The organism is Streptomyces sp. NPDC096046 (assembly GCF_040303285.1).
In the GTDB taxonomy this organism is placed as follows: Bacteria; Actinomycetota; Actinomycetes; order Streptomycetales; family Streptomycetaceae; genus Streptomyces.
This window is the reverse complement of sequence record NZ_JBEOSZ010000096.1, coordinates 1-11647: the sequence shown is the minus strand read 5'-3', so window position 1 is coordinate 11647 and position 11647 is coordinate 1. Positions and strand designations below refer to the sequence as shown.

The 11647-nt window shown below is 66.5% G+C and carries 9 protein-coding genes and 3 pseudogenes; 5 read left to right on the top strand and 7 right to left on the bottom strand.

Going from position 1 to position 11647, the window contains the following annotated elements; translation table 11 throughout:
• The first annotated feature begins 171 nt into the window (after positions 1-171).
• Positions 172-1363 (top strand): annotated as a pseudogene (locus tag ABTX62_RS37450) (IS3 family transposase).
• Positions 1364-1511: 148 nt separating this feature from the next.
• Here ABTX62_RS37450 and ABTX62_RS37445 read toward each other — a convergent pair.
• The gene (locus ABTX62_RS37445) at positions 1512-2111 is read right to left on the bottom strand and encodes a hypothetical protein (RefSeq protein ID WP_352120363.1); all 600 of its coding nucleotides are present in this window, start codon (positions 2109-2111) and stop codon (positions 1512-1514) included.
• A gap of 1201 nt (positions 2112-3312) precedes the next feature.
• Between ABTX62_RS37445 and ABTX62_RS37440 the strand changes: the two genes are divergently transcribed.
• Positions 3313-3612 (top strand): hypothetical protein, encoded by a 300-nt coding sequence (locus ABTX62_RS37440; protein WP_352120362.1) that lies wholly within the window; start codon positions 3313-3315, stop codon positions 3610-3612.
• 299 nt (positions 3613-3911) lie between these two features.
• Here the strand turns inward: ABTX62_RS37440 and ABTX62_RS37435 are convergent, their stop codons facing one another.
• The 3 genes from ABTX62_RS37435 to ABTX62_RS37425 form a co-directional block, all read right to left on the bottom strand.
• Positions 3912-4910: an IS481 family transposase gene (locus tag ABTX62_RS37435; protein ID WP_352120361.1), complete on the bottom strand. Its 999-nt coding sequence runs from the start codon at positions 4908-4910 to the stop codon at positions 3912-3914.
• Positions 4911-5285: 375 nt separating this feature from the next.
• Positions 5286-5705 carry an arsenate reductase ArsC gene (locus ABTX62_RS37430; RefSeq protein ID WP_071281927.1) on the bottom strand — a complete coding sequence of 140 codons (420 nt, stop codon included), beginning with the start codon at positions 5703-5705 and terminating at the stop codon, positions 5286-5288.
• 38 nt (positions 5706-5743) lie between these two features.
• Positions 5744-6376, bottom strand: a complete 633-nt coding sequence (locus ABTX62_RS37425) for an arsenate-mycothiol transferase ArsC (protein ID WP_352120360.1) — start codon at positions 6374-6376, stop codon at positions 5744-5746.
• A 74-nt stretch (positions 6377-6450) separates the two neighbouring features.
• Between ABTX62_RS37425 and ABTX62_RS37420 the strand changes: the two genes are divergently transcribed.
• The 3 genes and pseudogenes from ABTX62_RS37420 to ABTX62_RS37410 form a co-directional block, all read left to right on the top strand.
• Positions 6451-6759, top strand: coding sequence for an ArsR/SmtB family transcription factor (locus ABTX62_RS37420; RefSeq protein WP_145830475.1), 309 nt, complete (start codon positions 6451-6453; stop codon positions 6757-6759).
• The gene (gene arsB / locus ABTX62_RS37415; RefSeq protein ID WP_352120359.1) at positions 6756-7874 is read left to right on the top strand and encodes an ACR3 family arsenite efflux transporter; all 1119 of its coding nucleotides are present in this window, start codon (positions 6756-6758) and stop codon (positions 7872-7874) included. The genes ABTX62_RS37420 and arsB overlap by 4 nt, the downstream gene beginning before the upstream one ends.
• 270 nt (positions 7875-8144) lie before the next feature.
• Positions 8145-8654, top strand: a pseudogene (locus ABTX62_RS37410) (transposase); the annotation flags it as partial.
• Between the two features lie 214 nt (positions 8655-8868).
• Here ABTX62_RS37410 and ABTX62_RS37405 read toward each other — a convergent pair.
• The 3 genes and pseudogenes from ABTX62_RS37405 to ABTX62_RS37395 all read right to left on the bottom strand — a co-directional run.
• On the bottom strand, positions 8869-9831 hold the full coding sequence (locus ABTX62_RS37405; RefSeq protein ID WP_352120358.1) for a hypothetical protein: 963 nt from the start codon (positions 9829-9831) through the stop codon (positions 8869-8871).
• A 211-nt stretch (positions 9832-10042) separates the two neighbouring features.
• Positions 10043-11137, bottom strand: coding sequence for an alanine racemase (locus ABTX62_RS37400; protein ID WP_352120357.1), 1095 nt, complete (start codon positions 11135-11137; stop codon positions 10043-10045).
• Between the two features lie 126 nt (positions 11138-11263).
• Positions 11264-11647 (bottom strand): annotated as a pseudogene (locus tag ABTX62_RS37395) (IS256 family transposase); the annotation flags it as partial.

Sequence of the window (11647 nt, the reverse complement as noted above, 5' to 3'; positions counted from 1 at the left end):
ATGCTGGCGGCGGTCACCAGGGCGGCCGGGTGTCACATGGCGTGATCGGGACCGCGCCGGGTTCGGTGCTGGGTGCCCACACCATCCGCCACGTCTCATTGAGCTGTACTGAGATTTGTGGAGTCCCCGATGCCAGGGTTACGGTCCTGGCGAAGGAGAACCACCAGCACCATGGCAGCACCCCGTAAATATCCGGATGAACTGCGCGAGCGCGCGATCCGCGAGGTCCGCACCACCGGCCGCCCGATCGCGCACGTGGCGAAGGACCTGGGCATCCACAAGGAGGCCCTGCGCGGCTGGGTCCGCCAGGCCGAGGCCGACCGTGGCGAGCGGGGCGACCGGCTCACCACCGCCGAGCTCGACGAACTGAAGCAACTTCGCAGGGAGAATGCTGAGTTGAGGCGGGCAAACGAGATCCTGAAAGCCGCCTCGATGTTTTTTGCCCAGGAGATCGACCGTCCCCGGACGAGGCCGAGCAGGTGATCGACCAGCTGCGTGGACACGGCCTCGGGGTCGATCCCGTCTGCCGGGTGCTGGACCTGTCGCCGTCGACGTACTTCGCCCGCAAGAAGCGGCCGAAGTCGGCCCGCCGGCTCCGCGACGAGCAGTTGATGCCGCTGATCGAGGAGGTCCACGCGGAGTCGGGCGGGACCTATGGCGCCCGCCGGATCACGCGGGCCCTGGGGCGCAAGGGCGTCGAAGTGGCCCGCTGCACCGTCGAGCGGCTGATGGCCGAGCTGGGCCTGGAGGGCGTCATCCGTGGCCGACGGCGCCGGACCACGGTTGCGGAGCCGTCGGCGCCGCGTCCACCTGACCTGGTCGACCGCGACTTCACCGCCTCGCGGCCTGATCAGCTGTGGCTGGCGGACATGACCTATGTCCGCACCTGGTCGGGGTGGGCGTATGTGGCGTTCGTCCTGGACGTGTACTCGCGGATGGTCGTCGGTTGGCAGGTCGCGAACCACATGCGGACCGAGCTCCCGCTGGAGGCACTGGAGACGGCGCTGTGGCGGCGTCGGATCAAGAAGGACTCCGGGCTGATACATCACAGCGACCGCGGGTCGCAATACGTATCAATTCGGTATACCGACCGGCTCGCTGACATTGGTGCCTCCGCGTCGGTCGGGTCCGTCGCGGACAGCTACGACAACGCGATGACCTAGGCCCGAACGGCACCTTCAAGGCCGAGCTGATCGAGATGCAGGGACCTTGGAAGGACGTCGAGCAGGTCGAGCGGGCGATCTTCCAGTGGGTCACCTGGTACAACGAGGAGCGTCTGCACTCCGCGCTCGACTACGTGCCGCCGGCCGAGTACGAGGAAGCCTTCTGGCGGAGCCAGGAGCAGATCCCGCAGTCCGCCTGAACCAATCAAGATCGGACTCTACGAAACTCGAGGCAGCTCAGATCGTGTCCGTCTGGCGCTCTTGCCGGTCAGGTCGTCAGCCTGCGGCGGGGTCGTGGTGGAGGGTTGGTCAGTGACTGCTGACTGTCATAGAAGCGGCACATCTCATTCAGTCGTCCCCTGACCCGGACACGCTGGTCGTACCGGGCGAAGGTTTCGCAGCGGTTGCCTCCCCCTTCGTTGTCGGGGTCAGGTTGCCTCCGCTCGCGATAGGCGGGCCTATCAGGCGTTCGGCGTGTGCGTAGAAGTCGGCGATCTGTTGCACAAGGTCCCGTAGTTCTGGATCGTGCTCGGCCGCGTAGACGAACGCGGCGTGCTGCTCACGCTGTTCCTGTTCCAGCTCCTGCTCCACGGCCCGCACCGCTTCCAGGGCGCGCGCTTCGATGGCCTGTGGGGGGATGCCGCCCACCAGAGCAGTTTGGGACAGGTGGAGGTCGAGAGCGCCGCCTGGCAGCTTTCTGATGGCGCGCCCGATGTACTCCTTTCCTTTCGCGAGAACAGGGGGATCGGCCTGGTCCTGGGCGAAGTCAACTTCGTCCAGGTGCTCCAGAGCGTCTCGTACGTCCTTCAGGAAGGGGTCTTCCCTGCGGGGTTCCTGCCCGCGCTCGCGGCGTAGACGGGCATCCCACCGTTCAAGCTGGTGCGCGGCCCAGACGAGTTGGTGTTCCTCGGCCCATTGGGCGCGGAAGTTCTCCTCGAGCACTTCCATCGGGGGGCTCCAGTCCTCCATCCGCTCGCAATTGCGGTCGTCCTGACGTGCCTTACGCCGTATTGCCTGAGCTCGCTCCGCCTGCCTGAGATTCTCAGCGAGACCTGACATTTTTCAGCGAGAACTGTCACCATCTGGGCTGCCGACCTTGCGGAAGTCACCCTTGCCGTGAATCTGGCCAACTCAGGCCGATCATGAAAATCTTAAGTCACACGCTCACGGCCCTGCAGAACCGAGGTCAAGTAGACCAACAGGCATGACAGGTTATATCGACTCGGCACCCATGGGCTTGATTGGCCGAAAATCTACCTATTCGATAGTTGGGCTGCACTCGTAGGATCCGCGTAGTTGACCTCAGCCAGGACTTCTGGAGCCCTGGCGGGTAGACAAGGGGGCGCGTGAAGCGAGCAATTGCCCCAATTGTGTGACAGTCGCCGTCGTTGCGGGCGTGACCGTGGGGCTCACATCATCCGCGTCGGCGGCACAGGGATGTACCACGATAACGGTAAGTGGGGGCAGCCTGCCGATATGCAAGAGCTGGGTTTGGGACGGAAATGACTACGACGGGAAGTGGTGGTTGAATGGGGTAGCCACGCTGCCGTCGTATAGCTACCTGCAGCGCTCCGAGGACGGCACAGTCTACAACTCTGCGTATTCGGGCAGCTATAACGATCGCGACGCCGTGTACTTCCGGGTCTGCAGCAGCCTTTCTGGTGGGTGAACTTCCTGGTGGTGACCTGCCCAGCCCTGCCGTCAGTTCGAGGATGCAGCCTCTGGTGGATACGGTTCGAAATCCCATTTGCCAGAGCTGTATCGTGGTGTCAGCCCACTGAGAATCTCAGCGAGACATGGCACCTTTCAGCGGGAATTGGCACCGCTTTGGATTGGGTTCAAATCCAGGGGTTGGCGTCGATCGACGGTGTCTCGCCGTGGTCGATGATCGGGTTGAGATAGGCAGCGTACTCCTCGAACGCTCAAATTTCGGCAGGGACAAGCGTTGGGCTTGGCCCAGATCAGTGGAGGAACAATGAGAACGAAGATGCGGGCGGCAGTTGCTTTGGCCGCTGCGGCAGTCAGCTGTGCTGGCGCGCTCACAATGAGCCCAACTGCTCAGGCCTCAGCACCAGCTCCTGCGGCCGTCATGGGCGACTGCGGCACGTTGACCCCCTGCGGGGAGGTCACGAACCTCACGCCCTGGGGGATGCACATCACCACCACCCTCGGGACGGGAAGGTCGGGCTACTGCGACGTGTGGAACAAGGATGGCGGCTCCACCCCTTCGTGGTGGCACGCGCGGTGTGACCAGGAGTACCTAGCACCGGGCCGCCACCGCGGGGGCGGGAACATCGACGTTGACGCTTTCACGTTCAACGACCGGGGCTACTACATGACCTTCTCCACCCGGGCCTGGCACGCGGCGGGGGTCTGGACCAAGATTACGAACCTGCAGGATGCAAAGTGCGACGACCGGAACGGCGTTCCGGAGTGCTGGATCAGCTGAATAGTCCCGAAGGTGCAATAGGGCCGGCCCCGCACCTCGAAGTTTCGTGACGGTCCGCCGACGGAGTCGGTGGACCGTTTTCGTGCCGTGGACTGAGGTTGTGCAGGCTGAGGGCCCGAGTGTCGCCTCGGGGTGGCGCCGGATTCCACTGCTCCGGGTGTTGAGGTGCTGTCGAAGGGACGGGGAATCCGCTGGTCAGCCAGGGTTGGGCAGTTGGGTGAGCCGGTCGAGGGCTGCGGTGATGTGACCGGTCCAGGAACCCGTACAGAGTGCCATCTCTCATCGACATTCGGCGCCAACTAGTTGTACTGACCCGTGAGGTTGGGGACGCGGCTGGCGGGTGGTGGCCCTTTCAGCGCGATGTGTCCGCGGTGGTGATTGTAGGTGTGCAGCCAGTCGGGGAAGGCTTCGCGTCGTTCCTGTTCTGAGCGGTAGGGGTGTGCGTAGGCCCACTCCTCCAGCAGCGTGCGGTTGAAGCGTTCGACCTTGCCGTTGGTCTGCGGTCGGTAGGGCCGGGCTCGCTTGTGGGTGATCCCGGCCGCTGCGAGGGCCTCGCGCCATTCGCGTGAGCGGTAGCAGGAGCCGTTGTCGGTCAGCACCCGCTCGACGGTGATCCCGGCCTGGCTGAAGAAGGTGTGGGCCCGCTGCCAGAAGCCGGTGGCGGTCTCCTTCTTCTCGTCGGTGAGGATCTCGCTGTAGGCGAGGCGGGAGTGGTCGTCGACGGCGGTGTGGAGGTAGCTGTAGCCGAGGTTGGGGCGGCCGTGGCGGGTGCGGGGCCGGGTGGGGTCGCGGTGTGCGGAGCTGTTGCGGTTGCCCTGGGCCCTGCCGTGGACCTTGTGCCCGCCGCCGTCGGGGATGTTGCCCAGTTTCTTGATGTCGACGTGGATCAGTTCGCCGGGCCGGTCGCGTTCGTAGCGGCGCACGGCACGGCCCGTGGCCCGGTCGAGATGGGACAGGCGGGCCAGGTGGTAGCGGGTCAGGACGCGGTGCACGGTCGAGGGCACCAGGCGCAGGAAGTGCGCGATGCGGGCCGGCCCCCATCTGCGCAGCAGGCGGACCTTGATGATCCGCCGCTCGGTGCGGGTGAGCGTGCGGCCAGGGCTGTGGTGCGGCCGGCTGGAGCGGTCGGCCATGCCCGCCTCGCCGTGCGTGCGGTAGCGGTCGGCCCACCGCTGGGCCGTGGTCGGCGAGACCTGGAAACGCTCGGCTGCCCGCCGCAGCGGCCAGCCGTCCTCGACCACGCAGCGGGCCAGGCGCAGGCGACCGGTCTCGGTCAGGGGTGCATTACGGTGGGACACGAGGGCCTTTCTGGTTGGTGTAGACGTCGCAATCCACACCGAACCCGGAAGGCCCTCACCTGTTCAAGATCCCTCGCCGAGATCTGGCTCACCCGTCCACAACCTCCCAGGACGGAACAACTAGGGCGTCACCCACGGCTGAGCCGACGACCGCGCCAGCGGCCCGCTGAATCCGCTTCATTCGCGCAGGCTACTGACGTTTTCGGGTTGTCGTCGGGTGGTGACGGTTTGTGATCCCTGCGGTATGCCGGTGGTATGCGTTATCCGGAGGGTGGGGGCCTGACCGCTGAGCGTCGAGGGCGGCGGTGTATCCGGCGGGGCCGGAGCCGATGACGATGACCTCGCGTACACCGTCACTGGTACCGCTCACGCTGCTCATGCCTCCTGCTTGGCGTCGATCTCGGCGATCAGGGCCTCGATGCGGGTCTTGATCTCGTCGCGGATGGGGCGCACCGACTCGACGCCCTTGCCGGCCGGGTCCTCGAGGGCCCAGTCGAGGTACTTCTTGCCGGGGAAGATCGGGCAGGCGTCGCCGCAGCCCATGGTGATGACGTAGTCGGATGCCTGGACGGCCTCGGTGGTGAGGATCTTCGGCTTGGCGTCGGCGATGTCCACGCCGACTTCCTTCATCGCCTCGACGGCGGCCGGGTTGACCTGGTCGCCCGGGATGGATCCGGCGGAGCGGACCTCGATCCGGTCGCCCGCGAGGTGGTTGAGGAATCCGGCGGCCATCTGGGAACGGCCGGCGTTGTGGACGCAGACGAAGAGCACGGAGGCGAGCGGGGCGGTGGACATGGGTTCTTCCTTCCTTCACGAAGGGACCAGCGGGTGGTTCAGGCGGGCAGGGAGGACAGCAGTTCGGTGATGTGGGCGTCGATCGCGTCGCGGATCTCGCGGACGGCGGCGAGAGGGGCGGCGTCGGGGTCGGCGACGGGCCAGTCCAGGTAGCGGCGGCCGGGCACGACCGGGCAGGCGTCGCCGCAGCCCATGGTGATGACGATGTCGGCGGCCCTGACGACCTCATGGGTCAGCGGCTTGGGGAACGCCCCGGCGGCGTCGACGCCGGCCTCGGTGAGGACCTGCGCGATGAACGGCTCCACCTCGGCCGCGGGGTGCGTGCCGGCGGAGGACACGGTGACCCGGCTGCCCGCCCGGTACTGAAGGAGGGCGGCGGCGAGCTGGGAGCGGCCTGCGTTGTGGCTGCAGACGAACAGCACGCGCGGCAGCCCGCTGCCGGGGCCGCCCTCGACGTGAGCGAGACCGTCCAGGCGTTCCGCGGTGAAGTGTTCGGCCAGCACGACCAGGCGCGTGCGCACCTGCGCGGTGGAGGCCAGCAGGCTGTAGGAGTCGGTGAGCAGCGCCTGGACGGTCTCGGCGGAGAAGCGGCCGGCGTGCCGGGTGGCGAGGCGGGCGACTCCGGCAGCCAGGCGCTGGTCGGGCAGGAGGGGTAGGGAGGAGGCGGACACGGGGACTCCTTCGACGCGCCCAATGAGTCAGCCCGCGCTGGTGTCAGCGCGTGGTGATGTGACAGTATCAGGGGATGCTGACTTCAGTCGATCCTGATGTGATCCGGGTGTTGGGCGATCCGCTCCGCCTGAAGATCGTGACCCTGCTGGCGCGCGAGACGCTCTGCATGACGCACCTGGTTGAGGAGACCGGAGCCAAGCAGACCAACCTGTCCAACCATATGAAGGTGCTGCGCGAGGCCGGCCTGGTGGAGACCGAGCCCTGCGGCCGGTTCACCTACTTCAAGCTCAAGCCCGACGTCCTGGCCGGGCTGTCCGAGCAGTTCGCCGCGCTGGCCGCCTCCGCCCGTACCGCTGCCGAGAACAAGAGGGCCTGCCCGTGACCTCCACCGAGCCCACCACCGCCTCTCCGAAAGGTGCCGGCCCGGCCGGGGACGACTCGATCGTCAAGAAGCTCTCCACCCTCGACCGCTACCTCGCGGTGTGGATCCTGCTCGCCATGGCCGTCGGTCTGGGCCTGGGACGTCTCATCCCGGGCATGAACGACGCGCTGGCGAAGATCGAGATCGGCGGGATCTCCCTGCCGATCGCGCTCGGCCTGCTGGTCATGATGTACCCGGTCCTGGCCAAGGTCCGCTACGACAAGCTCGACCGCGTGACCAGCGACCGCAAGCTGCTTATCTCCTCGCTGGTCATCAACTGGATCGTCGGCCCGGCGGTGATGTTCGCCCTGGCGTGGATCTTCCTGCCGGACCTGCCCGAGTACCGCACCGGCCTCATCATCGTCGGGCTCGCCCGCTGCATCGCCATGGTCATCATCTGGAACGACCTCGCGTGCGGCGACCGCGAAGCCGCCGCCGTCCTGGTCGCGCTGAACTCGGTGTTCCAGGTCCTGGCGTTCGGCCTGCTGGGCTGGTTCTACCTCGACCTGCTGCCGCGCTGGATGAACCTCGGTGATGGCCAGGGCCTGGACGTGTCCGTCTGGCACATCGCCCTGAACGTCGTCATCTTCCTCGGCATCCCGCTGCTGGCCGGCTTCCTGACCCGCCGCGTCGGTGAGCAGAAGATGGGCCGGACCGACTACGAGGCGAAGTTCCTGCCGAAGATCGGCCCGTGGGCGCTGTACGGGCTGCTGTTCACGATCGTCATCCTCTTCGCCCTCCAGGGGAAGACGATCACCTCGCAGCCGCTGGATGTCGCCCGGATCGCGCTGCCGCTGCTGGTGTACTTCGCGGTCATGTTCTTCGGCACCTTCCTGCTCGGCAAGGGCCTCGGTCTCGCCTATGACCGCACCACAACGCTGGCGTTCACGGCGGCGGGCAACAACTTCGAGCTGGCCATCGCGGTCGCCATCGCCACCTTCGGCGTCACCTCCGGCCAGGCCCTGTCCGGAGTCGTCGGCCCGCTCATCGAAGTACCAGTGCTGATCGGCCTGGTCTACGTCGCGCTCGCCCGGCGCAAGAAGTTCGCTGCCGGCGCGGTGACGACGGCCCCGTGACGCAGCACGTGGATGTGGTGGTGGTCGGCGGCGGCCAAGCTGGGTGTCCCGTCCCGATTGTTGCTGCATCGGGACCCGGCTCTGAGCTGCGGGATGAAGACGTGTTGGTCTGTGCGGCCCGGATCTGCGCAGGCTGACTTTGCATTTTTGGGTTGGTTGTCACTTCAGAGGGTGTTAAGTCCCGTTCCTGGTGATGTGGTGTCGCTCGTTCGTGGGTGATGGGACGGTTCCACGACCGCGTCGTGTCGTGTGCATGATGGGGTCGCGGATATGGAACGGATACCGTACGCAACCGACTTGTCCGACGGGCAGTGGTCGTTGATCGAGCCGCTGGTCACCGCTTGGAAGCAGGAGCGGGTGGCGCGGTCGGCGACCGGGGACCCGGGCTCCTGCGACCTGCGCGAGGTCGTGAACGCGCTGCTCTACCAGAACCGGACGGGCTGTCAGTGGCGGCTTCTACCGCATGACCTCCCGGCCTGGTCGGCGGTGTTCTACTACTTCACCCTGTGGCGCCGGGACGGCCTTGACCAGCGGATCCAGGAGATCCTGCGCTGCCAGGTGCGGGAGCGGTCCAGACGATTAGAGGACCCGTCCCTGGTGATCATCGACACCCAGTCCGTCCGCGTGGCGGCCGGGGTGCCGAAGGAGACGACGGGGCTGGACGCGAACAAGAAGACGCCCGGCAGGAAGCGGGGACTGGCCGTCGACGTGCTGGGCCTGGTCATCGGTGTGGTGATCCTCGCCGCGAGCGCGCACGACAATGAAGCCGGCATCGCCCTAGCCCTCAGTCAACGTCACCCGCTCTCGCCTGGGACGACTCGTCCGCCAGGGATTCCTCGAACAACCCGGACGAGGCCGCTACCAGAAACGGACTTAACGCCCTCTGAAGATGCGCGAGTGCCTCAACGCGGGCGCGGGCCGAGGAACCAGCGATGGCCGGCTGACCGCTGAAGGCTCCAACGTGATGGTCCTCCGTCATTCTCGCGGAGGTCCCTCAAACGCTGTGCCAGGGGACATCGGGCGTGAGCATTTCGTGGATGCAGCGGCGCAGTCCGCTACTGAAGTCGACCGGTCCAAGCCACGGCACCCGCTGGAACTGGTCGCTGTATTGGTCGGTACTCACGTCGGTCAGGAGGGCTCGGAGCTCGTCGGGGACGGGGTTGCCGACCAGGCACAGCCAGGCGAGGCCGGCGCCGATGCGGATCTCGGGCGATCGGCCGGGATCCGACCACAGCTCCCAGGCCCACACCCGAGCGTGTTCATCCTGGTGTTCGCGTGCGAGCTGGGCGATCGCCAGGATCAAGCTCACACCGACCACCGGATCGTCTTCTACCGCCAGCCTGCGGTGCAGGGCTGAGGAGACGCGCGGAATGTCGCTGGTCGCCGCCGCCAGGACGAAGGCGGTCGCGGAGCGGACATCGGGATCAGGGTCGGGGAGAAGAGGGAACAGGAGGTGCAGGTCGTCCGTGATGGCATCGCGAGCAGCCTGAATCGTCCAGTTCGTCGGACACATCGTGGTGCCCTCCGCCTCCAGCGGATCCTCGGCGACTTGGAGAAGGCCTTCGCGTGTTCCGTCCCCGAAGTGCTGGCATCGTCCGATCTCGGCGACCAGGCGAAGGGTGCTCGCCCGGAGCCCGGGAACCCCGGTAGTCGCGATCCGGAGCAGGAATGGTACTGCCAGTGCTCCCACCGCGATCGTGCTGCCCTGGTGGTGGAGGTTTTCCCACAAGTCCCCCAAGGCCCGGCCAGCGGCTTCGGCATCTCCGGAGGCGAGCGTCGCGAGGCGACCGGGTACCTCCTCGCCCGGGCCGTAGAAGTGCGGAAACCGCTGCCAAGGGATCTCGTTGTACTTGAACCCGTCCTTGACCTCCCGCGGGATCGCGCCCATGACCGTCCGCATGTCGGCATCCGTACCTGCCCGCGGCTCGGGCCACCTGGCCCAGCGGTCATCGTCCATGGTTTGGCCTTCCGGTCCGCCGACACCATCCAAACCACGGGAGTCTAACGACCGGTGATCAACAGCGTGGTCCGCCGCTGCCTCACTCCGGTGGCACCGCACCACGGTGACGTCATTTCTCGTGAGCATCCGCAACACTCAAGATCACCAGCCGCTGCCCAAACCGCTGATCAAACGCTGCTACTTCACGTGAACGAAGCCAAAACGGTGCTCAGGTATTGGCACCTCGCGCCGTTACCTGCCAGCGGTCGATCACCTCACGATCTCGGACGACCAGGAGTTCCTCGGCGAGATTCACCGGCGTGCATATGTGGTTGGGGACGACAGTCACCAGCGACCCAAGGCGTGGTCCCCGCACCCCTCCCGGAAGCCGGACAACGGCGTGGTGCTCCCACAATCCGGTGATGGTCCCCTGCGGGAACTGGGGCAGGTAGCCGTGGCCCGTCACCCAAGGCGACCGGTCGGAGCCGAGGACCTTGCTACCGACATCAAGCACAAAGCGGTCAGTGGCGGGAACGCTGATCACTGTCGCCGCGGCAACCAGCGCCAGATCCTCCACACCGCATGTGCTGATAGCCAGTTGGGTGGCGTCATTGAAGACGTAGACACCGGGCCGCAGCTCGTTCACCTCCCCCGGCTGCCACCGCCCCACTGTAGGAGTCGACCCGCCACTGATCACACGGACGTCGATCCCAAGGTCCCGCAGCGCCTGTGCGGCCTCGCTCAGCGTGCGCTCCTCGTCCCGTGCGGCACGCTCGCGCGCCTGCGCGTCGTGCCCGTAGCCGTGTCCCGGGAACGTGAACACCCCGGCAACATCCAGACCCGCGTCGGCGGCAGCCTTCCCGACCTCACCAGCAGCGTGAGGCTGTACTCCCGTGCGATGGCTCCCGCTGTCGACCTCGACGAGCACCTCGACCGGCCGGGCGCTGCCGCGCACGGCCTTGCCCAGTCGCTGCGCGCCTTCGACCGATTCGACACCGACTCTCAGGGCAGAATCGTCCGCCAACCTGCGCAGCCGCTGCGTCTTGTCGGCATCGAGCCACACGGGGTAAGCGATGAACAGGTCATCCACGCCGACCCGGGCGAATGCCTCGGCCTCGCTGATCGTGGCCACCGACAGCCCGCGAGCGCCGGCTCGAAGCTGACGGGCGGCGATCTGCGCGCACTTGTGGCTCTTGGCGTGCGGGCGCAGAGCGAACCCTCGAGACCGCGAAGCATCAGCCATCCGTGAGATGTTTCTGTCCAGAACGTCCGGATCGACCACGAGCGCCGGCGTAGCCAGCCCATCGGGCAGCGGTAGCGCCATCTCTTGCCTCCCATCACGGAACACATCCAGATGATCATGACAGGTCGGCGGACCAGCCCCACAGGGCCATCATTGAGGTTCAGCTGTTGGCCGGGGTGAGCCGGCCCTCGAAGGCGATCCCGTGCGAGGCCAGACGGTCTCCACCGCCTCCGGCGGGCCCTTGAGCCCGTCACAGACCAGCATCAATACGGCGTCCAGGCCGCGGTTCTTCAGCTCGGTGAACACGTGCAGCCAGTACTTCGCGTCCTCGCCTCCGTCGCCGGCCCAGATGCCGAGGATGTCGCGGGTGCCCTCGGCCGTGACGGCCATCACGACATAGACCGGCCGGTTCGCCACGGCGCCGTCGCGGATCTTCACGTGGATCGCGTCGATGAAGATCACCGGATAGACGCGGTCCAGTGGGCGGTTCTGCCATTCGGCCATGCCGTCCATGACCTTGTCGGTGATCGTGGAGATGGTCTGGCGGGAGACTTCGGCGCCATAGACCTCGGCCAGATGGGCCTGGACCTC